This window comes from Bradyrhizobium sp. USDA 4473 (genome assembly GCF_054063335.1).
The window spans coordinates 6910572-6936489 of record NZ_JBSSGE010000001.1 but is presented as its reverse complement, the minus strand read 5'-3'; the positions used below and the strand labels follow the sequence as shown (position 1 = coordinate 6936489).

General features: G+C 65.8%; 18 protein-coding genes. 8 read left to right on the top strand and 10 right to left on the bottom strand.

The window, feature by feature from the left end; all coding sequences use genetic code 11:
* Nucleotides 1-300 precede the first annotated feature (300 nt).
* From ACVW17_RS32735 to ACVW17_RS32725, 3 genes are read left to right on the top strand one after another with little or no spacing between them, the layout of a single operon-like run.
* Nucleotides 301-981, top strand: a complete 681-nt coding sequence (locus tag ACVW17_RS32735; protein WP_106319421.1) for a winged helix-turn-helix domain-containing protein — start codon at nt 301-303, stop codon at nt 979-981.
* Nucleotides 965-2419: an ATP-binding protein gene (locus ACVW17_RS32730; RefSeq protein ID WP_456755718.1), complete on the top strand. Its 1455-nt coding sequence runs from the start codon at nt 965-967 to the stop codon at nt 2417-2419. Before ACVW17_RS32735 ends, ACVW17_RS32730 begins: the two co-directional genes overlap by 17 nt.
* Complete coding sequence (locus tag ACVW17_RS32725; protein ID WP_456755717.1) at nt 2416-5373, top strand: bifunctional [glutamine synthetase] adenylyltransferase/[glutamine synthetase]-adenylyl-L-tyrosine phosphorylase; 2958 nt, start codon at nt 2416-2418, stop codon at nt 5371-5373. The genes ACVW17_RS32730 and ACVW17_RS32725 overlap by 4 nt, the downstream gene beginning before the upstream one ends.
* A gap of 246 nt (nt 5374-5619) precedes the next feature.
* On the opposite strand, the gene ACVW17_RS32720 is transcribed toward ACVW17_RS32725, so the two are convergent.
* The 5 genes from ACVW17_RS32720 to ACVW17_RS32700 are packed head-to-tail and all read right to left on the bottom strand — an operon-like array spanning nt 5620 to nt 11582.
* Nucleotides 5620-5841 carry a formate dehydrogenase subunit delta gene (locus ACVW17_RS32720; RefSeq protein WP_050405110.1) on the bottom strand — a complete coding sequence of 74 codons (222 nt, stop codon included), beginning with the start codon at nt 5839-5841 and terminating at the stop codon, nt 5620-5622.
* A complete protein-coding gene (fdhD, locus tag ACVW17_RS32715; RefSeq protein WP_456755716.1) occupies nt 5825-6661 on the bottom strand; it encodes a formate dehydrogenase accessory sulfurtransferase FdhD in 837 nt (278 codons plus the stop codon). The genes ACVW17_RS32720 and fdhD overlap by 17 nt, the downstream gene beginning before the upstream one ends.
* A 2-nt stretch (nt 6662-6663) precedes the next feature.
* Entirely contained in the window at nt 6664-9540 is a 2877-nt protein-coding gene (gene fdhF / locus ACVW17_RS32710) for a formate dehydrogenase subunit alpha (RefSeq protein WP_456798317.1), read from the bottom strand.
* A gap of 12 nt (nt 9541-9552) precedes the next feature.
* Nucleotides 9553-11109, bottom strand: coding sequence for an NADH-ubiquinone oxidoreductase-F iron-sulfur binding region domain-containing protein (locus ACVW17_RS32705; protein WP_456755714.1), 1557 nt, complete (start codon nt 11107-11109; stop codon nt 9553-9555).
* A complete protein-coding gene (locus ACVW17_RS32700) occupies nt 11106-11582 on the bottom strand; it encodes a formate dehydrogenase subunit gamma (RefSeq protein WP_028331545.1) in 477 nt (158 codons plus the stop codon). The genes ACVW17_RS32705 and ACVW17_RS32700 overlap by 4 nt, the downstream gene beginning before the upstream one ends.
* Before the next feature lie 256 nt (nt 11583-11838).
* Here ACVW17_RS32700 and ACVW17_RS32695 point away from each other — a divergent pair, with 256 nt between their 5' ends.
* From ACVW17_RS32695 to mdoH, 3 genes are all read left to right on the top strand, one after another.
* Nucleotides 11839-12735 carry a LysR family transcriptional regulator gene (locus tag ACVW17_RS32695; protein ID WP_456755713.1) on the top strand — a complete coding sequence of 299 codons (897 nt, stop codon included), beginning with the start codon at nt 11839-11841 and terminating at the stop codon, nt 12733-12735.
* A gap of 204 nt (nt 12736-12939) precedes the next feature.
* Entirely contained in the window at nt 12940-14406 is a 1467-nt protein-coding gene (locus tag ACVW17_RS32690; protein ID WP_456756579.1) for a glucan biosynthesis protein G, read from the top strand.
* A complete protein-coding gene (gene mdoH, locus ACVW17_RS32685) occupies nt 14394-16511 on the top strand; it encodes a glucans biosynthesis glucosyltransferase MdoH (protein WP_456798316.1) in 2118 nt (705 codons plus the stop codon). The genes ACVW17_RS32690 and mdoH overlap by 13 nt, the downstream gene beginning before the upstream one ends.
* A 10-nt stretch (nt 16512-16521) precedes the next feature.
* On the opposite strand, the gene ACVW17_RS32680 is transcribed toward mdoH, so the two are convergent.
* Both ACVW17_RS32680 and ACVW17_RS32675 read right to left on the bottom strand, forming a co-directional pair.
* Entirely contained in the window at nt 16522-18843 is a 2322-nt protein-coding gene (locus tag ACVW17_RS32680; protein WP_456798315.1) for an ATP-binding protein, read from the bottom strand.
* Between the two features lie 192 nt (nt 18844-19035).
* The gene (locus tag ACVW17_RS32675; RefSeq protein ID WP_456755710.1) at nt 19036-20424 is read right to left on the bottom strand and encodes a cation diffusion facilitator family transporter; all 1389 of its coding nucleotides are present in this window, start codon (nt 20422-20424) and stop codon (nt 19036-19038) included.
* Between the two features lie 813 nt (nt 20425-21237).
* On the opposite strand from ACVW17_RS32675, the gene ACVW17_RS32670 reads away from it, so the two are divergent.
* Nucleotides 21238-22128 (top strand): hypothetical protein, encoded by an 891-nt coding sequence (locus ACVW17_RS32670; protein ID WP_456798314.1) that lies wholly within the window; start codon nt 21238-21240, stop codon nt 22126-22128.
* 380 nt (nt 22129-22508) lie between these two features.
* Nucleotides 22509-23003, top strand: coding sequence for an RlpA-like double-psi beta-barrel domain-containing protein (locus ACVW17_RS32665; protein ID WP_456755708.1), 495 nt, complete (start codon nt 22509-22511; stop codon nt 23001-23003).
* Here the strand turns inward: ACVW17_RS32665 and ACVW17_RS32660 are convergent.
* The 3 genes from ACVW17_RS32660 to ACVW17_RS32650 form a co-directional block, all read right to left on the bottom strand.
* Nucleotides 23000-23242, bottom strand: coding sequence for a hypothetical protein (locus ACVW17_RS32660; RefSeq protein WP_456755707.1), 243 nt, complete (start codon nt 23240-23242; stop codon nt 23000-23002). The genes ACVW17_RS32665 and ACVW17_RS32660 overlap by 4 nt on opposite strands.
* Before the next feature lie 283 nt (nt 23243-23525).
* Complete coding sequence (locus tag ACVW17_RS32655) at nt 23526-24494, bottom strand: zinc-binding dehydrogenase (protein ID WP_456798313.1); 969 nt, start codon at nt 24492-24494, stop codon at nt 23526-23528.
* A gap of 189 nt (nt 24495-24683) precedes the next feature.
* A complete protein-coding gene (locus tag ACVW17_RS32650) occupies nt 24684-25679 on the bottom strand; it encodes an NAD(P)H-dependent flavin oxidoreductase (RefSeq protein ID WP_456798312.1) in 996 nt (331 codons plus the stop codon).
* Nucleotides 25680-25918 lie beyond the last annotated feature (239 nt).

Genomic DNA, 25918 nt, shown 5'->3' with positions numbered 1-25918 from the left:
CGCCGGCATTCGTCGCCCCCGCCGACGGCGCTTTCCGGGGGGTGAGCCCCTTGCTCGCTCCCTATGTTGCCTTTCGATGGAATATGCCCCCCTCCGTCGGAAGGTCTCAGGGCGGTGAAGTCCCCCAGCTTCACCGCCCACTTTTTCCCAACCCGCACGTTCCGGAAAACTGGGGACCGGTTTTCCGGTCAGATCATGCGGCAGCTCAATTTACAGATTATGCGCGGTCGTCTTGCATGTGCAGGCCGGCCGCGCCATGCTGACAGAGGGCCCATTCCCGTGACCGCAACCGCTCCGCAAATGCGCATCCTGATCATCGAAGACGACCGCGAGTCAGCCGACTATCTGGTCAAGGCGTTCCGCGAAGTCGGTTACATCGCCGATCTCGCCTCCGACGGCGAGGAAGGGCTGTCGATGGCCGAAACCGGCGATTACGACGTGCTGGTGGTGGATCGCATGCTGCCGAAGCGGGATGGGCTATCGCTGATCGGCATCCTGCGCGACAAGGGCAACCGGACGCCGGTGCTGATCCTCTCGGCGCTCGGCCAGGTCGACGACCGCATCAAGGGCCTGCGCGCCGGCGGTGACGACTATCTGCCGAAACCCTATTCGTTCGCCGAGCTGCTCGCGCGCGTCGAGGTGCTGTCGCGGCGCAATGTCGGACCGGCCGAGGAGACCACCTACAAGGTCGGCGATCTCGAGCTCGACCGGCTGTCGCATCGCGTCGCCCGCGGCAAGGACGAGCTGACCTTGCAGCCGCGCGAGTTCCGCCTGCTCGAATATCTGATGAAGCATGCAGGCCAGGTGGTGACGCGCACGATGCTGCTGGAGAACGTCTGGGACTATCATTTCGATCCGCAGACCAACGTGATCGACGTGCACATCTCGCGGCTGCGCTCCAAGATCGACAAGGGCTTTGAGCGGCCGCTGCTGCATACCATCCGCGGCGCGGGGTATATGATCCGTGACGGCATTCGGTAAACTGATCCGGACCACGGCGTTTCGGCTGACGCTGGTCTATCTGTTCCTGTTCGCGCTGTTTGCCGCCTCGCTGCTGGCTTACTTCGCCTGGAACACGCGGCGGCTGATCACCGAGCAGATCACGACGACGGTCAATGTCGAGATCAGCGAGATCACCGACATCTACAACCGCCGCGGCCTGCGCGGCCTGCTCGGCACCATGGGCAACCGTGCGCTGCGGCCGGGCGCCAACCTCTATCTGGTGACGGCGCCGAACGGGCAGATGCTGGCCGGCAATGTCGGCGCGCTGGCGCCGGGCGTGATGAGCATGCAGGGCTGGACCGAGACCGCCTATCGCCGGCTCGACGACCAGGACCAGACCGATCACCGCGCGCTGGTGCGCGTCACCCAGATGGAGAACGGCTTCCGCCTGCTGGTCGGGCGCGACCTCGAGGAGCGGCGGCGGCTGTTCGGCATCGTCGCCAAGGCCGCGCAATGGTCGATCCTGGTCGTCATCGTGCTCGGCCTCGGCGGCGGCATCTTCGTCGCGCGCCGCGTGCTGCATCGGATCGACGCCATGACCGGCACCACCAAGCGGATCATGGCGGGCGATCTCTCGGGCCGGCTGCCGGTCGGCCGCAGCGGCGACGAGCTCGACCGCCTCGCGGAAAATCTCAATGCCATGCTGGAGCGCATCGAGGCGCTGATGACGGGGTTGAAGGAGGTTTCCGACAACATCGCCCATGACCTCAAGACGCCGCTGACGCGGCTGCGCAACCGCGCCGAGGAGGCGCTGGCGCGGTCGGGCACCGAGACCGACTATCGTGCGGCGCTGGAGCGCACCATCGAGGAGTCCGACGGCCTGATCCGCACCTTCAATGCGCTGTTGATGATCGCACGCGCCGAGTCCGGCCAGGCGCGCGGCAATATGGATGATTTCGACGGCGCCGACGTCGCCAACGGCATCCACGAGCTGTACGAGCCGCTCGCCGAGGACGACGGCATGACGCTGCAGGTCAGGACTGCGCCGGCGCCGATCCACGGCAACCGCGAATTGATCAGCCAGGCGCTCGCCAACCTGGTCGAGAATGCGATCAAATATGGCAAGCCGGATCCGGGCGTGGAGCCGATGAAGGCCGATGCGCGCGAGATCCTGATCGAGGCGCGGCGCGAGGGTGACCAGGTGCTGCTCAGCGTCATCGACCATGGCCCCGGTATCCCCGAGGGCGACCGCAAGCACGCAGTCGAGCGCTTCGTCCGGCTCGAGGCGAGCCGCACCTTACCCGGTTCCGGTCTTGGCCTCAGCCTGGCCTCGGCGGTGGCCACGCTCCATGGCGGCGAGCTCAGGCTCGGCGATTCCCATCCCGGGCTGGTGGCGACCCTGGTGCTGCCCGCGCGGGCCGGCGGCAGTGACAGGCTTGCGGCTCAAACGCAGGATGTGCCACAGAAGGCGGCATGAATGCCGCCGCGCCGGGGAACGCGGATCGACATTGTCTGGCCGCGCGGTTCGCGGACGGACCGCATGTCGCCGCGCCCCAATCCGCCGATCAACGCCTGACCGACTGGTTCGCCGAGCTCGAGCCGGCGCAGTCGAGCGCACTCGATGCATTGCTGGAATATCCGTTCGCACGGGACATCCTGCGCGGCATCGCCGAGTTCTCGCCCTATCTGTTCGAGCTCGCCCGCGCCGATGCCGCGCGGCTGATCCGAATCCTGTCATGCGACCCGGAACAGCATCTCGCGGGCCTGATCGAGACCACCTCGCGCGAGGTGCTCGCCGCCGGCAGCGAGGCCGAGGTGATGGCTCTACTTCGCCGCACGAAGGCGGAGGCCGCGCTGATGATCGCGCTGTGCGACATCGGCGGCGTCTGGCCGGTGATGCGGGTGACGGCGGCGCTGACCGACATCGCGGTGAATTCGGTGCAATCGGCGCTGCGCTATCTGTTCCGGCAGGAGGTCGCGCTCGGCCGGATGACCGCTGTCGATCCCAAGCATCCGGAGATCGGCTCGGGCCTGATCGTGCTCGCGATGGGTAAGATGGGCGCAGGCGAGCTGAACTACTCCAGCGACATCGACCTGATCGTGTTCTTCGACCGCAGCGCCACCTCGCTCGCCGAGGACATCGAGCCGCAGCCGTTCTTCGTGCGCGTCACCCAGGCGATGGCGCGGATGCTGCAGCAGCGCTCGGGCGACGGCTATGTGTTCCGGGTCGATCTCCGGCTGCGCCCGGATCCGGCCTCCACCCAGGTCGCGATCTCGACCGACGCAGCCTTGCACTATTACGAGCGCGAGGGACGCACCTGGGAGCGCGCCGCGATGATCAAGGCGCGGCCCTGCGCTGGCGATCCCAGGGCCGGCGAGGCGCTGATCGGCGAGCTGGCGCCGTTCGTCTGGCGCAAGCATCTGGACTTTGCCGCGCTGGCCGATGTCCACGACATGAAGCGGCAGATGCAGACCTATCGCGGCCAGAGCGAGATCTCGGTCGAGGGCCACAACGTCAAGGTCGGCCGCGGCGGCATCCGCGAGATCGAATTCTTCGCCCAGACCCAGCAGCTGATCGCCGGCGGCCGCCATCCGGAGCTGCGGGTGCGGCCGACGCTGGAGGCGCTCGACGTGCTCGCCAACAGCAACTGGATCACCTTCGAGGCGCGCGACGAGCTGACGAGGGCCTACGAATTCCTGCGCCGGGTCGAGCATCGGCTGCAGATGATTGCCGACGAGCAGACCCACGCGCTGCCCGAAGCGCCTGACGACGTCGAGCGGTTCGCGCATTTCTTCGGCTACGCGAATCGCGAGGCGTTCGCCAGGGATCTGCTCGGCCAGCTCAAGATCGTGCAGAACCATTACGGCAAGCTGTTCGAGGGCGACGATCCGACCGGCACCGCGAAGCTGCCGGATGTCGACTACGGTGCAGGGCCGGACGACGGCCGGCTGATCGAGCATCTCGCCCAGCTCGGCTTCAAGAAGCCGGTCGCGGTCGCGGGCACCGTGCAGCAATGGATCGCGGGCGATTATCGCGCGCTGCGCGTGGAGGCGACGCGGGCGGCGTTCCTCGAATTCATTCCCGGCTTGATCGACGGCCTTGCGCATGCCGAGGAGCCTGATGATGCGGTGGTGGCGTTCGACCGTTTCCTCGGCGCGCTGCAACGGGGCGGGCGGCTGATCTCGCTGCTCAGCCAGAACCGCGATTTCGTCGCGCTGGTGGCGCTGATCCTCGGTGCTGCGCCGCGGCTCGGTGACATGCTGGCGCGGCAGCCGCAGATCATGGATGGCCTGGTCGACCCACGCTTCTTCGGCGCGATGCCGGACAAGAAGGAATTGTCGGAGCGGCTTGCCGCCACGCTGCAGGATGCGTCGTCCTATGAGGACTTCCTGGATCGCCTGAGATTGTTCGGCCAGGAGAGCCTGTTCCTGATCGGCACGCGGATCCTGTCCGGCACGGTGTCGGCGCAGCACGCCAGCACGGCCTTTGCCGATGTGGCGGAGGGCATCGTGCACACCGTGCACGGCCTCGTCACCGACCAGTTCGCCGCGCAATATGGCCGCATCAAGGGGCAGGAGACCGCGATCATCGCGATGGGCCGGCTCGGCAGCCGCGAGATGACGGCGTCGTCCGATCTCGACCTGATCACGCTCTACGATTTCGACAGCGAGGCGCCGGATTCCGACGGCGAGCGTTCGCTGCACGGCGCGCAGTATTTTGCCCGCTTCACCCAGCGCCTGATCAGCGCCTTCACGACCCGCACCAATTATGGCGTGCTTTATGAGGTTGACATGCGGCTGCGTCCCTCGGGACGCGCCGGCCCGGTCGCCTCGCGGATCGACGCGTTCGCCGACTACCAGGAGCGCGAGGCGTGGACCTGGGAGCACATGGCGCTGACGCGCGCCCGCGTGATCTCGTCGTCGCCGCAGTTCCGCGAGCGGATCGAGGCGATCATCCGCAGCGTGCTGACCCGGCCGCGCGACGCCGCGTCGACCGCGGCTGACGTCGCCGACATGCGGCGGGCGATCGCGCTGGAGAAGGGCGAAAACGACGTCTGGGACCTCAAGCTCGCCGCCGGCGGGCTCGTCGACATCGATTTCATCGCGCAATATCTCCAGCTCGCGCACGCATCGGCGAAGCCGGAGATCCTCAGCGTCTCGACGCTGCAGGTGCTCGAAAATGCCGCCAAGCTCGGCCTGCTCGGCCAGTCCGAGGCTGAGATCCTGCGCTCGGCGGCGCGGCTCTATCATGATTTGACGCAGATCCTGCGGCTCTGCGTCACCGGCAAGTTCAATCCGGAGACCGCGGGCGAAGACCTGCTGCGCGTGATGGCGCGCGCCGGCGACACGCCGGATTTCTCCGCTCTGGAAGCCCGCCTGCGCGAGACCCAGAGCGAGGTGCGCTGCGTGTTCAATGCGATCGTAGGGTAGAGGGGTTAGCTCACCTGCGCAGGGTGGGCAAAGCGTAGCGTGCCCACCATTCCAGCACGGCACTTGAAGGTGGGCACGGCGCAGCGCGCCTCTGCCCACCCTACGATATCACGTCCGTCATCCTGAGGAGCGCGTAGTGCGTCTCGAAGGATGCACGGCCACCAGCCGGGCCGTCGACCCTTCGAGACGCCGCTCCGCGGCTCCTCAGGGTGACGGTGAGAGAGCTGAGCAAGCTTCCAATTTCAGCTACGCCTGCTGCTTCAGCTTCTGCAGCGCGTCGAGCACGTCGGGATCGAGGCCGGCGCCGCCGGCGTCGAGATGGGCGAAGATCTGCTTGCGCATCCGCGGGTCCCAGAACTTCCAGATGTGCTCGGAGATGCCCTGCACGGCGCGGTCGTGGCCCTGGCTGTGGAAGAACTTCCCGATCTGGTTCGCCATATAGACCAGCTTGTCAGGCGACGACGACATAAGCGGACTCCTTGCCGGGCACCGCGCCTGTGACGCGTTCCGGATGCGTGAAGATTTCAAATCCATCGGCGCGGGCGATCGCGGCGAGCGTGATGCCGGCGGCATCCGCCATCCGCACCGCAAGCGCTGTGGGCGCGGACACGGCGGCGATCAACGGCGCGCCGATCGCGGCGGTCTTCTGCACCATTTCGACCGAGACGCGGCTGGTCAGCAGCACCATGCCGTCGCTGGCGTCGATCCTGTCGCGGGCCAGCGCGCCGGCAAGCTTGTCGAGCGCATTGTGGCGGCCGACATCCTCGCGCACCACGACGATGCCGCGCGCGGCGGTCCAGAACGCGGCGGCATGCACGGCGCGGGTCTGGTGATTGATCTCCTGCAGCGGCGCGACTGCCGCGACCGCGGTCATGATCTCGCGCGGCGAAAAGATGCGGCCCGCGGGCACCACCGCGGCCGGCCGGACCGCCTCGGCGATGGAATCGATGCCGCAGAGGCCACAGCCGGTCGGGCCGGCGATGTTCCTGCGGCGTTGCGCGATCTGCTCGGCCTTGTCGGGCTTGAGCCACATCCTGAGCTCGATGCCGTCATCGAGCTCGACGATGTCGAGCGTCTCGATCTCGTCGGCCGATTGCACGATGCCTTCGCTCAGGCTGAATCCGACGGCGAAATCGCCGAGGTCCTCGGGCGAGCCCATCATCACGGCGTAGGTGCCGCCATTATAGGTCAGCGCCAGCGGCGTCTCTTCCGGGATCAGGCGCGCGCCGTCGCTGAAGACGCCGTCGCGCCAGACCTTCCGGATCGCCTTGTGGACCGGTTCGCGCATCGCTACTCCGCGGCTTCCACCACCGGCGCGATGCGGCGGGAGTGGCGTGCCTGCTGGTCATAGGCCTTCTGCCAGTCCGACGGGCCGTTCGACGGCGAGATCTGCACGGCCGTCACCTTGTACTCCGGACAGTTGGTCGCCCAGTCCGAGAAGTCGGTGGTGATGACGTTGGCCTGGGTGTCGGGGTGATGGAACGTGGTGTAGACCACGCCCGGCGCGACGCGGTCCGTGATCTCGGCGCGCAGCGTGGTCTCGCCGGCGCGGCTCGCCAGCCGCACCCAGTCGCCGTCGCGCACGCCGCGCTGCTCGGCGTCGTGCGGGTGGATCTCCAGCCGGTCCTCGGCGTGCCAGACCACGTTCTCGGTGCGCCTTGTCTGCGCGCCGACATTGTACTGGCTGAGGATGCGGCCGGTGGTGAGCAGCAGCGGGAAGCGCGGACCGGTGCGCTCGTCGGTCGCGACATATTCGGTGACGATGAACTTGCCCTTGCCGCGCACGAAGCCGCCGATATGCATCACCGGCGTGCCTTCCGGCGCCTTCTCGTTGCAGGGCCACTGCACCGAGCCGAGTTCGTCGAGCTTGGCGTAGGAGACGCCGGTAAAGGTCGGCGTCAGCGCCGCGATCTCGTCCATGATCTCCGACGGATGGCTGTAGTGCATCTCGAAGCCCATCGCCTTGGCGAGCAGGATCGTCACTTCCCAGTCGGCGTAGCCGTTGCGCGGCGTCATCACCTTGCGGACGCGCTGGATGCGGCGCTCGGCATTGGTGAAGGTACCGTCCTTTTCCAGGAAGGTCGAGCCGGGCAGGAACACATGGGCGTAGTTCGCGGTCTCGTTCAGGAACAGGTCGTGGACGATGACGCATTCCATCGCCGACAGCGCCGCCACCACATGCTTGGTGTTCGGATCGGATTGCAGGATGTCCTCGCCCTGCACGTAGAGGCCCATGAAGGTGCCTTCGATCGCGGCATCGAACATGTTGGGGATGCGCAGGCCCGGCTCCTTGTTGAGCTTGACGTTCCACATCGCCTCGAACTGCTCGCGCACGGCGTCGCCCGAGATATGGCGGTAGCCGGGCAGTTCGTGCGGGAACGAGCCCATGTCGCAGGAGCCCTGCACGTTGTTCTGACCGCGTAGCGGGTTCACGCCGACGCCGGGCCGGCCGATATTGCCGGTCGCCATCGCGAGGTTGGCGATCGCGATCACGGTAGTGGAGCCCTGGCTGTGCTCGGTGACGCCGAGCCCGTAATAGATCGCGCCGTTGCCGCCGGTGGCATAGATCCGCGCCGCTTCGCGCAGATCCTTCGGATCGACGCCGGTCATGATCGCGGTCGATTCGGGGCTGTATTTGTCCTGGGCGACGAAGGCCGCCCATTCCTCGAACTCGCTCCAGTCGCAGCGCTCGCGCACGAAGCTTTCGTTGACGAGCCCTTCGGTGACGATGACGTGGGCGAGCGCCGTGACCACGGCGACGTTGGTGCCGGGCATCAGCGGCAGATGCAGCGCCTTGACATGCGGCGATTCCACCATCTCGGTGCGGCGCGGATCGAGCACGATCAGCCTGGCGCCCTGGCGCAGCCGCTTCTTCAGCCGCGAGGCGAATACAGGGTGAGCCGAGGCCGGATTGGCGCCGATGATCATGACAACGTCAGTGTCTTCCACCGAATCGAAATCCTGCGTGCCGGCCGAAGTTCCAAAGGTCTGCGACAGGCCGTAGCCGGTCGGCGAATGGCAGACCCGGGCGCAGGTGTCGACATTGTTGTTGCCGAAGCCGCCGCGGATCAGCTTCTGCACCAGATAGGTTTCTTCATTGGTGCAGCGTGACGAGGTGATGCCGCCGACCGCGTCGCGGCCGTATTTCTGCTGGATGCCCTTGAACTTCGCGGCGGCGAAGTTGAACGCCTCGTCCCATGACACTTCCTGCCAGGGGTCCTCGATCCGCTCGCGGATCATCGGCTTCAGGATGCGCTCCTTGTGAGTGGTGTAGCCCCAGGCGAAGCGGCCCTTGACGCAGGAATGGCCGCGATTGGCCTTGCCGTCCTTCCACGGCACCATGCGCACCACTTCCTCGCCGCGCATCTCGGCCTTGAAGGCGCAGCCGACGCCGCAATAGGCGCAGGTGGTGATGACCGAGTGCTCGGGCTGGCCGATCTCGATCACGGATTTCTCGGTCAGCGTCGCGGTCGGGCAGGCCTGCACGCAGGCGCCGCAGGAGACGCATTCGGAGCCGAGGAAGCTCTCGCTCATGCCGGGCGAGACGCGGCTGTCGAAGCCGCGGCCGGAGATCGTCAGCGCGAAGGTGCCTTGCACCTCCTCGCAGGCACGGACGCAGCGCGAGCAGACGATGCACTTCGAGGGATCGTAGGTGAAGTACGGATTGGATTCGTCCTTCGGCATCCAATTGTCGTTTTCGCAGCCATGCGATTTGGCGAACACGTGGTTCTCGCCCTCATAGCCGTAGCGCACGTCGCGCAGGCCGACGGCGCCCGCCATGTCCTGCAATTCGCAGTCGCCATTGGCGGCACAGGTCAGGCAGTCCAGCGGATGGTCGGAGATGTAGAGCTCCATCACGCCCTTGCGCAGCTGCTTCAGCCGCTCGCTCTGGGTGTGCACGACGAGGCCGGGCATCACCGGCGTGGTGCAGGAGGCCGGCGTGCCGGCGCGGCCCTCGATCTCGACCAGGCAGAGCCGGCAGGAGCCGATGGCGTCGACCATGTCGGTCGCGCAGAGTTTTGGAATCTGGGTGCCGGCTTCCATCGCCGCGCGCATGATCGAGGTGCCCTCGGGCACGGTGATCTGGTTGCCGTCGATGGTCAACGTGACCATCGTCTCGGATTTGGACTTGGGCGTGCCGAAATCGATTTCCTGGATCAGCGACATCGTGATCTCCTGTTATTCCGCGGCCTGCAGCCGGGCCGGTGCGGGACCGAAATCTTCCCGGAAGTGTTTCAGCGCGCTCATCACCGGGTAGGGCGTGAAGCCGCCGAGTGCACACAGCGAGCCGAATTTCATGGTGTTGCAGAGGTCTTCGATTACGGCGAGATTCTCGGCGACGCGCTCGCCGTTGATGATCTTGTTGATGGTCTCGACGCCGCGGGTCGAGCCGATCCGGCACGGCGTGCACTTGCCGCAGGATTCGACTGCGCAGAACTCCATCGCAAAGCGGGCCTGCTTGACCATGTCGACGGTGTCGTCGAACACCACGATGCCGCCATGGCCGATCAGGCCGTCGCGCGCGGCAAACGCCTCATAGTCGAACGGCGTGTCGAACAGCGCGCGGGGGAAGTAGGCGCCTAACGGGCCGCCGACCTGCACTGCGCGCACCTCCCGTCCGGTGAAGGTGCCGCCGCCGATCTCATCGACGAGCTCGCCGAGCGTGACGCCGAATGCGGTCTCGAACAGGCCGCCATATCTGATATTGCCGGCGAGCTGGATCGGCATCGTGCCGCGCGAGCGGCCCATGCCGAAATCGGCATAGGCCTTGGCGCCGTTGTCGAGGATGAAGGGGATTGCCGCGAACGACAGCACGTTGTTGATCACGCTCGGACGGCCGAACAGGCCCTTATGCGCCGGCAGCGGCGGCTTTGCGCGGACGATGCCGCGGCGGCCCTCCAGGCTTTCCAAGAGCGAGGTCTCTTCGCCGCAGACATAGGCGCCGGCGCCGACCCGGACTTCGAGATCGAACTCATGCTTGGTGCCGCCGATCCGCTTGCCGAGCAGGCCGGCGCGGCGGGCGGCCGCGATCGCGGCGTTCATCGCCTCGACCGCATGGGGATATTCCGAGCGGATGTAGATGTAGCCTTTGGTGGCGCCGACCGTGATGCCCGCGATCGTCATGCCCTCGATCACGACGAAGGGGTCGCCTTCCATGATCATGCGGTCGGCGAAGGTGCCGCTGTCGCCCTCGTCGGCGTTGCAGACGATGTATTTGCGGTCGGCATTGGCCTGCGCCACGGTCTTCCACTTGATGCCGGTCGGGAAGCCGGCGCCGCCGCGGCCGCGCAGGCCCGAGGTCGTGATATCGGCAAGGATCTGGTCGGAGGTCAGCGTCAGGGCCCGCTCGAGGCCCTTGTAGCCGCCATGGGCGCGGTAATCGTCGACCGAGCGCGGATCGACCACGCCGCAGCGCACGAACGTCAGCCGGGTCTGCCGCTTCAGCCAGGCAATCTCGTCCGTGACACCAAGCCGCAGGGCGTGCTGGCCGTTACCAGCCATCGCATCGAGCAGCGCAGGCACGTCCGCCGGCGTCACCGGACCGAAGGCGATACGGCCTTGCCCGGTCGAAAGCTCGACCATCGGCTCCAGCCAGCACAGCCCGCGCGAGCCGTTCCTGACGATCTCGATCGCTGCGCCACGGGCTGCTGCGGCCTGCTCGAAGGCGAGCGCGACATCGTCGGCGCCGACGGCGACGGCCGCGGCATCGCGGGGGACGTAGATCCGCATCGTCATCGCTGCGCCTCCGCGACCAGCGCGTCGATCCGCGCTTCGTCGAGCCGGCCGACCACGCGGCCGTCCAGCATCGCCGACGGCGCGGTGGCGCACAGCCCGAGGCAATAGATCGGCTCCAGCGTCACGCGGTCATCCGCCGTGGTATTGCCCAGAGCAACGCCAAGCTTGGCCTCCGCGCGCGCCGCAAGCGCATCGCCACCGGCGGCCTGGCAGGCCTCGGCGCGGCACAGCTTGAGCACGTGGCGTCCGGCCGGTTGCTTGCGGAAGTCATGGTAGAACGTGAACACGCCGTGCACCTCGGCGCGAGACAGGTTGAGCGCCTCGGCAACCATCGGGATCGCCGGCTCCGGCACGTAGCCGAATGCCTCCTGCAACGCGTGCAGGATCACCAGCGTGGCGCCTTCAAGCCCGGCATGCTCGGCGATGATCTCGGCGCCGCGCGCCTTGTCCCAAGGTTCGTATCCCACCGTCATCAGCGCTTCTCACGATCTGTTTTTTGCTTTGCGCATCTGAGTTGGAATCGTTCGAAACATCAATAAAGCTGTCTCATGCGGCGATTGCGAAACGCGATTAATAGAGTTGTCGAATGGGTCGATCCGGGATCGCAATAATGTTCTGGAATCACGCACTTCCGGGGCGCTTTGGATTTCGGGATCGCACCCCGATCGTGCTACCTATGGCCGCGTCGGGCTGCCGCCCGGGGCACCGTTTTCCGAAGGGATTTGAACCTTGATCGACAAGCTGGAACTTCTGCTGGCGCTGGCCAAGGAACGGCATTTCGGCCGGGCTGCGGAGGCCTGCGGCGTCACCCAGCCCACCATGTCGACCAGCCTCAAGCAGCTCGAGGAGATCCTCGGCGTCATGCTGGTGCAGCGCGGATCCCGTTTCCAGGGTTTTACGCCCGAGGGCGAACGGACGCTGGACTGGGCGCGGCGCATCGTCGGCGACGCGCGCGCGATGAAGCAGGAGATCAACAGCCTGAAGGACAAGCTGTCGGGCGAGATTCGGATCGCCGCGATTCCGACCGCGCTCGGCATGGTGGCCGCGCTCACCACGCCGTTCCGGGCGCGCCATCCCGATGTCCGCTTCCGCATCCAGTCGTGCACGTCGGCCGACGTGCTCGGCCTGTTGGAGAACCTCGAGGTCGATGCCGGGCTGACCTACATCGAGAACGAGCCGATCGGCAAGGTCCGCACCATCCCGCTCTACAACGAGAGCTACCGGCTGTTGACGGCGCCGGATGCGATGTTCGGCGACCGCAAGCAGGTGACGTGGAAGGAGGTCGGCACCGTGCCGCTCTGCCTGCTGACGCCCGACATGCAGAACCGTCGCATCATCGATCGCGCGCTGACCTCGGTCGGCGCGGAGGCGACGCCAACACTGACATCGAATTCGCTGCTCGTGCTCTACACCCACGTGAAGACCGGACGCTGGGCCAGCGTGATGCCGGCCAAGCTCGCCGAAACGCTCGGCCTTGCGGATGCCGTGCGCAGCATTCCGATCGTCGATCCGGTGGTGGACTATAGCGTCGGCCTGGTGATCCCGCAGCGCGATCCGATGACGCCGCTGATCGCAGCGCTCGTGCAGGTCGCGCGCGAGGTCGCGCCGACGCTGGAGAGCACGTAAGCGCGCAGACATCGGCCGAGGCTCTGTCACGACGGTTCCGCTTCAGAGCGCAGGGCTAGGCGCCGAACGCAATCGTTTGCTTCACGTAGCAACGGTGGAACTCACGGACGGTTGAACGGTTTCATTGCGGCGTCCCGATCAGCGAGAGGAGCCGCTTTGAATCGTCGCCAGTTACTCCACGGATCGGCCGTGTTGCCGACACTCTTGCTGTTGTCGCAGCGTGAGGCCGCAGCCGCAGGGAACACGCCGGACGCGCCGTTCAACCCGTCGACGGTGAGGGAGCTGGCGCGCAGCCTCGCAGCCAAATCGTTCGTGGCACCGGACGAGAAGTTGCCGAACGGCCTGACCGACCTGAACTACGACCAGTACCGCTCGATCCGCTTCGTGCCGGAGCGCGCGTTGTGGCGCGGCGCGAAGCTGCCGTTCGAAGCGCAGTTCTTCCATCGCGGCTTCTTCTACAAGAACAAGGTCCAGATCTTCGAGGTCGCGGACGGCAAGGTCAGCGAGATCGGCTACAGCAAGGACATGTTCTCGTTCGGTGATACGGTACCCCCCTTCACCGAGGCGGATCTCGGCTTCGCGGGATTTCGCATCCATGCGCCGATCAACAAGCCGGATTATTACGACGAGGTCTGCGTCTTCCTCGGCGCGAGCTACTTTCGCGCCGTCGCCAAGGATGAGACCTATGGCCTGTCGGCGCGCGGCCTCTCGATCGATACCGGCGAGGCCAAGGGCGAGGAGTTTCCGTTCTTCAAGGCGTTCTGGCTCGAGCGTCCGGTGCCCAACGCGACCTCGCTCGTGATTCATGCCTTGCTCGACAGCAAGAGCTGCGCGGCGAGCTATCGCTTCACGATCAGGCCCGGCAAGACCACGGTGTTCGATGTCGAGGCATCGCTCTATCCGCGCGCCGATCTCGAGCACATAGGTCTTGCGCCGATGACGAGCATGTTCTTCTTCGGGCCGAACGACCGCAACGAGGTCGACGACTTCAGGCCGTCGGTGCACGATTCCGACGGGCTTGCGATCTACAACGGCAAGGGCGAGAGCCTGTGGCGTCCGCTGAGCAATCCGCGCGACCTTCAGATCAGCACGTTCCAGGATATCAATCCGCATGGCTTCGGGCTGATGCAGCGGGAGAAGAATTTCTTCGCCTATCAGGATATCGAATCGAGCTTCGAGAAGCGTCCGAGCCTGTGGGTCGAGCCGATCGGCGACTGGGGCGAGGGCGCGGTGATCCTGTTCGAGATCCCGACCAGGGAGGAGATCCACGACAACATCGCCGCGTTCTGGCGGCCGAAGGCGCCGCTCAAAGCCAAGAGCGAGACCAATCTCACCTACCGGCTGCACTGGGGACCTGATGCGCCGAAGCCGCATTCGCTGGCGCGCTTCACGCGCACTGGCATCGGCGCACATGGCGAGAACAGCAAGCTGTTCGTGCTCGACCTGTTCGGCGACAATCTGAAGGGGATCGATCCTGCGAGCATCAAGGGTGTCGTGTCGGCCGAGAAGGCCGAGATCACGAACATCGTCACGCAGCCGAACCCGAATACCGGCGGATGGCGGCTCAGCTTCCAGTGCGCGGTCAAGAAGGAGCCGATCGAGCTGCGCGCGCATCTCGCGCAGGACGACAAGCCGCTCTCGGAGATCTGGGTCTATCGATGGGCGCCATAGTCACGTCGCCTCGTCGGGACGTCGCCGCGGCGGCCGACGGCTTCCTGCCACACGAGAGCCCGCTTGCGATGGCGACCGCCGATCTCGGTCAGCCGCCGCATGCGGTGAGCAAGCCGGTGTCGGTCGGTGCAAGCATGTTGATGCGCCGCGCCTTCGTGCTGATGCTGACCGTCGCGCTGAGCGGCGCCGGCGCCTACGAGATGTACATGGTGGTCCAGGTCGGCGGCGTGACGATCATGGAGTGGATGGTGCTGGTGCTGTTCGTGGCACTGCTGGCCTGGATCGCGTTCTCGTTTGCCTCGGGGCTGGCCGGCTTCTTCGTGCTGCTTCGGCGCAAGGGCAACGCGTTGCCGATCTCTGCGGATGGCCCGTTGCCGCAGCTCACGAGCCGGACCGCGGTGCTGCTCCCGACCTACAACGAGAATCCGCATCAACTGATGGCGCGCCTGCGCGCCATCTACGAGTCCGTCGAGGCGACCGGGCAGGGCGAACGCTTCGACTGGTTCGTGCTGAGCGACACCCGCGATCCCGACATCTGGATCGCCGAGGAGCAGGCGTTCCTCGCGCTGAGCGAGGCCTGCGGCGGACGGCTCTACTATCGGCATCGCGCCGACAACACGGCGCGGAAGTCCGGCAATGTCGGTGAGTGGATCACGCGGTTCGGCGGCGGCTATCAGTTCATGATCGTGCTCGACGCCGACAGCCTGATGTCGGGCGACACCATGGTGCGGATGGTTCATGCCATGGAGACCAATCCGCAGGCGGCGCTGCTGCAGACGCTGCCCGTCATCGTCAACGCGCGCAGCCTGTTCAGCCGCCTGCAGCAATTTGCCGGCCGGCTCTACGGGCCGATGGTCGCCGCCGGTGTCGCGTGGTGGCACGGCTCCGAGGGCAATTACTGGGGACACAATGCCATCATCCGGATTCAGGCTTTTGCGGAGCAGGCCGGCTTGCCCGAGCTCTCCGGGCGCAAGCCGTTCGGCGGGCACATCCTGAGCCATGATTTCGTCGAGGCGGCGCTGATGCGGCGCGCGGGCTGGGGCATCTACATGGCGCCGGTGCTCGGCGGCAGTTTTGAGGAGGTGCCGCCGTCGCTGCTGGATTTTGCCGCGCGCGACCGCCGCTGGTGCCAGGGCAATCTGCAGCATCTCGCCGTGCTGAGGACGCGCCGCCTGCACTGGATCTCGCGGCTGCATTTCATGACCGGGATCGGCTCCTATGTCACCGCGCCGATGTGGCTGTCGTTCCTGCTGCTCGGAATCCTGATCTCGTTGCAGGCGCGCTTCATTCGCCCCGAATATTTTCCGAAGGGTTTTTCGCTGTTCCCGAACTGGCCGGCGCAGGACCCCGTGCTCGCCGCCTGGGTGTTCGGCCTCACCATGGCGCTGCTGATCGTGCCGAAGCTGCTCGGCTACGTCCTGCTGCTGACGCGGTCGGACCTGCGCCGGCAATTCGGCGGTGGCTTCCGCGCGCTTCTAGGCGTCATCGCCGAGGTGTTGATTTCCGCCATGATCGCGCCGGTCATGATGGTGTTCCAGTCGGTTGCCGTCATCGAGATCCTGCTCGGCCGCGACGCAGGCTGGCAGACCCAGCGGCGTGACGACGGCGAGGTCGAGCGCCGCGAGTTGTACCGCAAGTACGGCGTGCCCACCGCCTGCGGCGTCGCGATGGCGGCGAGCGCCTATGCGGTATCGTTGCCGCTGCTGCTGTGGATGTCGCCGGTGATCGTTGGCCTGTTGTGCGCGATCCCGATCGGCGCATGGACGGCCAAGCCTGCGATGCGCGGGCTGTTCGTGACGCCGGAGGAGAGCGGTCCGCCGAGCGTGCTGCTCCGCGCCAACGAACTGGCGTCGCGGCCTGCCCACGCATCTGCGCCCGCGCTGGCGACCTTGCGGGAGGATGCCGGCCTGCTGCATCGGCATCTGTCGTCGCTGCCGCCGGCGCGGCGCAGCGGCCCGGGCGACATCGATCTTCATCGCGCGGTGGCGCGTGCGCGGATCGAGGCAAGCGACAGCTTCGACGAGGCCGTCACGCATCTCACGCCGCGCGAGACGCTGGCCGTGCTCGGCGATTCCGCGCTGCTGAAGGACGTGCTGGCGAAGTAGCGTGGGGGCTTCAGGCCGCTTCCGGCAGCCTGGTCTGCAGCGAGCGCGGATCGCGGGGCAGGGTGACGCGGACCACGGTGCCGACGCCGAGCTTGGAGCGCAGCTTCATCGAGCCGCCGTGCAGGTTGGTGAGCGAGCGCGCGATCGCAAGCCCGAGACCCGAGCCCTGGTAGCTCTTGGTGAGCTGGCTCTCGACCTGCTCGAACGGCTTGCCGAGCCGTCGCAGCGAGTCCGGTGCGATGCCGATGCCGCTGTCGGCGATCAGGAGCACGATCGAGTCGTCCAGCATCTGGCCGCGCACCAGCACGCGGCCGTGGTCGGGCGTGAACTTCACCGCGTTGGAGAGCAGGTTGACGATGATCTGCTTGACCGCGCGGCGGTCGGCGACGACCGAGATCGTGCTTTCGATGTCCGACTCCAGCGACAGGCCCTTGTGCTCGGCGCGGCCGGAGACCACCCGCAGCGACTCGGCGAGGATGCCGGAGAGGTCGAGCGGCTCCATGTCGAACTTCATGCGGCCGGCCTCGATCTTCGACATGTCGAGGATGTCGTTGATGACCTCGAGCAGGTATTTCCCCGACGTCAGGATGTCGTGGCAGTACTCCTCGTACTTGTCCGAGCCGAGCGTGCCGAACAGGCCGGAGCCCATGATCTCGGAGAAGCCGATGATGGCGTTGAGCGGCGTGCGCAGCTCATGGCTCATATTGGCGAGGAATTTCGACTTCGCGGCGTTGGCGTCCTCGGCACGGGTCTTTTCCTGCGAGTATTTCTCGGCGAGGTCGGCGAGCTCAACGGCCTGCCGTTCGAGCTCGGATTGCGAGCGCTGCAGGTCGATCACGGTGGCGCGCAGCCGCAGATCGTTGTCGACCAGCTTCTGCTCGTGCGCCTTGATGCGGGTGATGTCGGTGCCGACCGAGACGTAGCCGCCGTCCTTGGTGCGGCGCTCGCTGATGTGCAGCCAGCTGCCGTCGTCGAGCTGGGCCTCGAAGGTGCGGGCGCCCGGCGCCGGCACGCCGCTTTCGTGCAGGCGGGTGCGCACCTCGGGCATGCTGCCGACCTCGATCACGGTCTCGTAGGAGGTGCCGGGGCTGACGGCCGAGTCCGGCAGCTTGTGCAGCCGCTGGAAGTGCGAGTTGCAGAGCACCAGGCGGTCATCGGCATCCCACAGCACGAAGGCCTCCGGAATGGTCTCGATGGCGTCGCGCAGGCGGAGGTCCGCTTCCACCGACTTCTCGGCGAGGCTCTTCTGCTCGGTGATGTCGACCGCGATGCCGATCAGGTGCAGGCCGTCGTCGGCGGCGGCATGGCTGAGCTCGCAGCGCACGCGCAGCCAGATCCAGTGGCCGCCGACATGGCGCATGCGGAAGCTCTGGTCGATGTGATCGATCTTGCCGGAGATCAGCTGGTCGGCGAAGTCGAACAGGTTGATGTCGTCGGAGTTCACCAGCGCGTTGACCTCGCCGAAGGTGAGCAGGTCGTTGCGGGTGTCGAGGCCGAGCAGGGTGAACATCGACTGCGACCAGAAGATCCTGCCGCGCGACAGGTCCCAGTCCCACAAGCCGCAGCGGCCGCGGTTCAGCGCGGTGTCGATCCGGCCGCGCACGGCGTCGTTGATCAGGTCACCCTCGCGGGCGCGGGTCGATTGCCAGTGGAACGCGAAGCCGAGGATCAGCACCACGAAGCTCGTGGTCGCCGACAGCGTCACCGAGAGGGCGGCGTCCGATCCCCAGATCGGCTCGTTCATCTCCTGGATGACGACGACCTGGCCGGGCAGCGACTTGACCAGCGCCGAGATCGCCAGCGCGCTGCTGCCGTTCGGCAGCGTCATGTCGCTGACGGTGCCCTGCTGGCCCGGCGCGATCAGGAGCTGCGCGGTGGAGACGATGTCGAGGATGCGGTCGTTCTCGCCGGCGCCATCGATCGGCACCCGTGCCAGCACGCGGTGATCGGCGCTGGTGATGATGACGTGGCGGCCATAGGCGATGCCCCAGGACGGGATCAGGTCCGGCAGCAGCTCCTGCATCCGTTCGATATTGGCGAGCCGCTCGCGACGCACCGAGGTGAGGCGATCGAGACGCTCGGCGAGGATGTCCGAGAGCGCAGCAAGGTCGCGCTTCATCGCGCCGCGCTTCTGCCGGTTCTGGTCGATCACCTGGACGAAGGCGCCGAGGCAGATCGTGATGAGGAAGGCGATGATGAGAGTAGGCACAGCGCGGCGCAGTGCAGGTTCGGCCGTCAAGAGCCTGTGATAAGCCGGTTTCGCGATCGACTGCGCCAATCCCTTGATCGAATCGGATTGGACGCACGCGTTCGCTGCATGCGCGCGCGCCATGCCTTAGACCCCCGCTCTAAGCTGATTTTTACCCGGTTCGGATGCTCCCCACGATGCATCCGAATCATGATCATTTGAATCCAGATTTCCGGGACTGTCGAGAGTCAACGATTCGTTAATGCGAAATAATTCTTGTCAAAAACAGAATCGGGATGCGCAAAGTGAGTCCGAAAGGAGAACGGCTCCGTAGAATTACGCGCGCTCGGGTTCTGCGTGACTGATCACACGCTTCACGGTGGGGAACGCGCGGCGCATCTTGCGTTCGATTTCGTCGACGCCTTCGTGCACCTTGATCACACTCATCGTGGGCGCGGCGCGGCAATGGAAGTTGACGATCTCGCCGGCATCGGTGTTGCGCACCCGCACATTATGGATGTCGTGGATCGCGCCGCCATCGGCAAATCCGGTCAGCGCCGCCTTGATGGTTTCGATACGCTCGGGTGCGGCGTCGGTTCCCCACGGCAGTTCCGGCTCGAGCGGCTCGATATGGGTGTCGACCTCGACGTCCTCGCCAAAATCCTCGCGGATCGCACGCTCGAGCTCGTGAGCGATGTCGTGCGCGGCATCGAGCGCCATGCCGCTGTCGACCTCGAGATCGATGCTGACGATCAGCTTGCCGCCGATGTCGTGAACGGTAACATGATGGATGGCGAGGCCGGAGTTGCGCGCGATCACCATGATGCGCTCGCGCACGCTCTCATTGTCGCGCGCCACAGGCACCGCGGTGAAGGTGAGGTCGGCATCGCCGAAGGTCTTGCTGACAGCCTCCTGCGCCCGGCACTTGATGTCCTCGACGCGGTCGATCGGGTAGGTGCGCGGCACGGTGGCGATGGCGTCGATGAAGTGCGTCGCGCCGACCATGCGGACCCTCAGGCGCTCGACGTCGACCACGCCCGGCACGGCCTTGATGGCGGCGGTGGCCTTTTCCAGCGCGCCTTCCGGCGCGCGGTCGAGCAGGGTCTCGACCGTCTCCCGCGCCATGCGCAGGCCGAGCAGGGCGATCATCACGGCGACCGCGATCGCCGCCGCGGCGTCGCCCCACCAGAACCCGAGGCCGGCCAGCACGAGGCCGACGATGACGGCCAGCGAGCCCATCACGTCGGAGGCGAAATGCAGCGCGTCGGCGGCCAGCGCCTGGCTCTTGGTGTCGCGCGCGGCGCGATGCAGCGCGCGGGCGCGCCACAGATTGACGCCGATATCGAGCAGCAGGACGACGAACGGAATGGCCGAGATCGACGGCGGCGGCGCGCCTTCGCGGAGATGGCTGTAGGCCTGGACCAGGATGCCGCCGGCCAGCACATAGAGCAGGGCGATGATGAAGAGTGCCGAGACGCTCTCGAACTTGCCGTGGCCGTAATGATGCTCGGCATCGGCCGGCTGGTCCGACACCCGCACCACCGCCCAGGTGATGATGGTCGCGACCAGGTCGATCGACGAGTGCAGCGCCTCCGAGATCAGCGCCAGCGATCCGATCGCGATGCCGACGACGAATTTTGCCAACGCCATGGTGCCACTGGCGAGGATCGAGATCGCCGCGACGGAGGTCTTGGTGGAGGCTGCGCTGGTGTCGGAAGAGCTCATGGGCGGCGGTTTAGCAGGCCATCTGTGAACATCAAGTGTCGTCAGTCACGCGTCATGCGCAATCGCAACTCACTTGCAAGAGCGAATATCGAGAGAGAGTTGTTGCGAACTGTTCCGAATCCAGGGCATGCGTTGCTCAACTTCACCAACCTCATCAAGTTCATCCAGGCATCGAGCGTCGTTCTCGCGGCGCGTTTCGCCCGAGCTTTGCAAATTCGTTCGCCCTCGGAAGAGGGCGCAGGGAATGCCGGGTGCGCGCTGCACCCGCGGTCCCGTGTGCAAAAGTGGAAACAAAAACGCACACGAGCATACAGGTTCAGCGGGAGACACTCCGGCATTCCCTGCGCGATGGGTTTACGGCTTACTTCGTGCTCTCCCCGGCGAGACCGGGCTTGCTTGTCACCGTCTCCGCAAGAGCGCCTAAGCGCCTTGCGGGGAGACACCTGCCACTGGGGCGTCAGGACCACACGACTTCACCGTCCGCCTCATGCATGCTCGTCAGTCACACACGCGGCGGCCACCGCATCTCATCGCAACACCCGTGACGATCGCGAAGCGCCCCTCGATCGGATGAGACGGGGAGTTCATACATCAAGCTTCGATTCGGATAAAGCGAAATATTTTTGCAGCGAGGGGTTGACGGATTTTGCTGAGTTGCCCGTCGTGTCGAATGGGCAACAGTCATCGTCACCGCAACTGGACGATCCTGCTTATCGCGAGACGGCAGGCGCGCTATCATGACCATGGCTTTGACAAGATTGAACCGGAGGCTGGTCGCTGATCGACCCTGACGGATGCCGAGAGGACACAGTCTTGGATGACATTGGACGGAAGAGGGACACGCCAATGAACTCCACGCCCACGCCGAATGCAGGTGAGCCTGGTGAGGGCCCGATCGCGAGCGCCGATGAGCGACTTGCGGAAGCCCACAAGCAGATCGCCCGCGCTGATGAAGAGCTCACGCGTTTGAGCGAGCAGCTCGCAAGGATGGAGCGCGACGCTGCATCCCCGCCGCCGGCTGAAGCTGAGCCGCCCTCGGTTGGACCTGCGCCTGCTCCTGCCCCCGCTCCTGCATCGGCCGGGCCCGGCCCGCAACCATCTTCGGGAAGGCCGGCTTTCCGGGCCCTTGCCGCCTTGTCGATGGCGGGGTGTGTCGTTGTCGCTGTCCTGGCTTCGCAGTCGTCGTATGGTGCGCGGGCCAAGCTGGCTGTCGCCCGCTGGGTGCCGCAGCTCGCGTCAGCTCCGTCACTGCCGCCGGACGATCCGCCGCTTCCCGCGCAGCCCGCTCCATCTGCGGTTCGAGTTGCCGCGGCGGACGCCCCGCCACCGCAACCGACGCCTGCGCCTTCGACCGCAACGCCGAAAGCAACGCAGGACAGCGCGCCGCCAGCTCCTCCCGCGCTTCCCGATCAAGCTGAGCTGCTGCAAACCATTGCGCGCGATCTCGCGAACATGCAGCGGAACATCGAACAGCTCAAGGCGGACCAGCAGCAAACGGCCCGCGAGAGCTCAAAAGCCATCGAGGAACTCAAGGCAAGCCAGGAAGAATTGAAACGGGCGCTCGCGAAGGTTTCCGAGCCGAAGACGTCGGCGCCTCCGACGCCGCCGGCTCCAACTGCGCGCAAGCCGCAGCGGACATATGAGCCGCCTTACGCGAGAGCGCCGCCGCGAATGCCGAGGGAATGGCTCTACGACGATTGGTAATCGTCGATGCGATGATGATCGATTCTGATCCGGCAGCAGCGCCTCGATTGAGAATTCGGCGCGGTGTCACTTTCGGTTATCCCCATCAGCGCAGTGGTCGCATGCCCCGTCAAAAGCAGGGTGCGGAATGTGACGTCGACACACCGTTGACGCGCCGTCGAAGAAGTTCGGTTCAGTCATGTTGCTGACGCATTCTCTGGCTTAGTCGGGCGCAATAACCAAAAACACTGTGTGGGACCGCTGCGGTTCCCACATTGGTTCCGTCGCCAGAATTGGCGCGAGTCCGCAAAAGTACCGGTCCGAGTGAACGCCTCCACGTTCGTTCGACCTTGTCTTGCGGAGTCGGGAACCAAACGATCGAAAAAATCAGTCAAGGAGTTATGATGCTGTTCGGCTCGAGCGCCGCAGTCTGCGGCGCCGTGGTTGCGCTCGCCATTTTTGGCCCCGCTACTGGAAGTGAAATCGGTACCGTTCATTCAAGCGACGTCGTCAATGCTGCCTGTGGAGATGCGATCGTTGGCGCAGCGTCCATGTACAATCCGTTCAAGCCCGGCAAGGAAGAGGGCGGTCCGAGCACAGCCTCCGGCGAGCGCTACGATCGCACGGTCTGGGCGGCGGCCATCAAGACAAGCCTGCGCCGGAAGTTCGGTGGCGTCCAATTCGGCGCCAGGCCGAAATATGCCCTGGTCGAGGCTGTCGGCAAGAAGGTCATCGTCAAGATCAACGATGTGGGGCCGCTCAGGCCCGGCCGCATCATCGACCTCAATGAGCGGACGATGCGCTATTTCGATCCGAGTCTGGAGATCGGAGTCATTCGCGACGTAAAAGTCAGCCCGCTTGCGGGGGACTATTGGAGCCCCGGACCGGTCGGCTAGCTGTGCCAGTATTTGGCGAGGCGGACGGTTGCTTTGCTCCCTGCAACTCCGCCCAGACCAAAGCACGCGAAGGCGCCGAGGAGCACGACAGCGGTCCAGTCACTGTGAATGCCTCCCTGTACATGACCGAGACAGGAGATCCCGATCGACAGGGCAGCGAAGCCAAATAGGGCTGCTCCAAGCGCGAAGCCCACCGCGCCCGCGAGCAGGACAACCAATGAGGTGCGCTTCACTTCCACCACCCGAACTCCCACAGCGCGCGTAGGCCGGGTTAGTACTACTGCGTCACACGCTCTTTCAGCCGATCCTGAGAGGCCGTGAACGAATCCAGCCGTCATTGCGAGCGAAGCGAAGCAATCCATCGGCCCGCAAACGCGGTTGGATGGATTGCTTCGTCGCTATCGCTCCTCGCAATGACGGCGGAGGCAGAATTATGACGCAGTAAGATTAGCCGGAGGCGTAACCCGCCGTTGCGTCGAAGGTGGGATGGCGGATTGCGCTGCGCTGATCCGCCCTACGCGCCTACAGCGTCACCACGATCTTGCCGAGGTGCTTGTTGGCTTCCATGTGCTCGAAGGCCTTGCCGATATCGGCGAATTTGTAGACCTGGTCGATCGGCAGCTGCAGCTTGCGCGCTTCGACCGCCGGCCAGATGTCCTTGCGCACCTCGTCGAAGATCGCGCGGATCTCTTCGATCGTGCGGGTGCGGAAGGTGACGCCGATATACTGGATGCGGCGCGCCGCGTGCAGGTCGAAGTTGAAGTCGCCATGGGTGCCGCCGAGCCGGCCGACATTGACGATGCGGCCCTTGACCTTGGTCGCCTTCAGATTCTGGTTGGCGACCGGCCCCGAGACCTGATCGACGATCAGGTCGACGCCTTCGCCCGCGGTTGCCTGCAACACCTGATCGACCCAGCCGGGATCCTTCGAGTCCACCGCGAGATCGGCGCCGAATTCCGTCAAGCGGCCGCGCCGCATCGGATCGGTCGACGATCCCACCACGAGCTTGGCGCCCTTCAGTTTCGCGATCTGCATCGCCATCAGGCCGACCCCGGAACTCGCGCCCTGGATCAGCACGGTCTGGCCCGGCTGCAACGCGCCATTGGTGATGACGGCGTTATGCATGGTGGCGAGTGCGACGGGAAGCGTGGCGGCTTCGTCGAAGTTCATGTTCGACGGCGCCCGGAAAAGCCGGCCGTGATCGGCCAGCGTGTATTCGGCGAACGCTGCGCCGCCGGAGCCCATGATCTTGTCGCCGACCTTGACGCCCCTGGCATCGGGGCCGAGCTCGGCGACCTCGCCGGCCCATTCCATGCCGAGCACGGTGCCGACGCCGCCGGCCGCGCCGTGGGCGTGGCCCTTGGTCATGCCGAGATCGGCGCGGTTCAGCCCGCAGGCGTGCACCTTGACCAGTACCTGCGTGCCTTTCGGCACGGGCTTGGCGACATCGGTGATTTCTGCGCCATTGGCGCCGTAGACATAGGCTTTCATAGGCTTGTTCTCGGGCTTGTTCTCGTTGTGTCGTCTGATGCGAGCAGAACTGATCGATTCACCCCGTCATCCTGAGGAGCGCGAAGCGCGTCTCGAAGGATGCACGGCCCCGTCGGTGGGCCGTCGCCCTTCGAGACTCGCTTCGCGAGCACCTCAGGGTGACGGACAACGGCCTTTGCTCCCGCCCGCTTACTCCGCAGCCTGGCGCTTGGCCCCGGACATCATCGCCTCGAGCCGTTCGCGGATGATCGCTTCCGCCTCGTGGACGATGCGCGAGACGAGCTCGGCGCAGGTCGGGATGTCGTGGATCAGGCCCTGCACCTGGCCGGCCGACCAGATGCCTTCGTCGGCATCGCCGGTCGCGTAGACCATCTTGCCGCGGGCGCCGGCGACCAGTTCGCGGACGTCCTCGAACTTGGCGCCTTCCTTCTCCATCTGCACCACCTTGGTCGAGATCGCGTTCTTGGCGACGCGCGAGGTGTTGCGCATGGTGCGGAAGATCAGCTCGGTCTCGCGCTCGTCATTGGCGACGATGCGTTCCTTGACGAGCTGATGGATCGGGCTCTCCCGGGTGCACATGAAGCGCGTGCCCATGTTGATGCCCTCGGCGCCGAGCGCCAGCGCGGCGACGAGGCCGCGGGCATCGCCGAAGCCGCCGGAGGCGATCATCGGGATCTTCACCTTGTCGGCCGCGGCGGGGATCAGGATCAGGCCGGGCGTGTCGTCCTCGCCGGGATGGCCGGCGCATTCGAAGCCGTCGATCGAGATCGCGTCGGCCCCCATCCGCTCGGCGGACAGCGCGTGGCGCACGCTGGTGCATTTGTGCAGCACCTTGATGCCGTGCTTCTTGAACTCGTCGACATGTTCCTGCGGCTTGTTGCCGGCGGTCTCGACGATCTTGATGCCGCTCTCGATGATGGCCTGGCGATATTCGGCGTAGGGCGGCGGCTTGATCGCGGGCAGGATGGTGAGGTTGACGCCGAACGGCTTGTCGGTCAGCTCGCGGCAGCGCGCGATCTCCTTGCGCAGATCGTCCGGCGTCGGCTGCGTCAGCGCGGTGATCATGCCGAGCGCGCCGGCATTGGCGACGGCGGCGACCAGCTCCGCGCGCCCGACCCATTGCATGCCGCCCTGCACGATCGGGTGGTCGACGCCGAACATTTCGGTGAAGCGTGTCTTGATCATTCTGCCCTCGTTTCCATCAGAATTTTCCGCGACGCGGACGGCCGCGCACGGTGCTGTTTTTGGATGTCGAGGGAAGGATGCAGTCCTGTCCGGCAAATGTCTACCGGCCAGCTGTGGCGCGCCCATGCGGAAATGAAGGGGCGCGCGGTGGTCCGCGCGAGGGCGGGGCAGAAGGCTTCGATGATCCGATCCGCTCAGGCGCCGGTGATCGACCACGCAGCGCCTGGCTGAGAGCGACG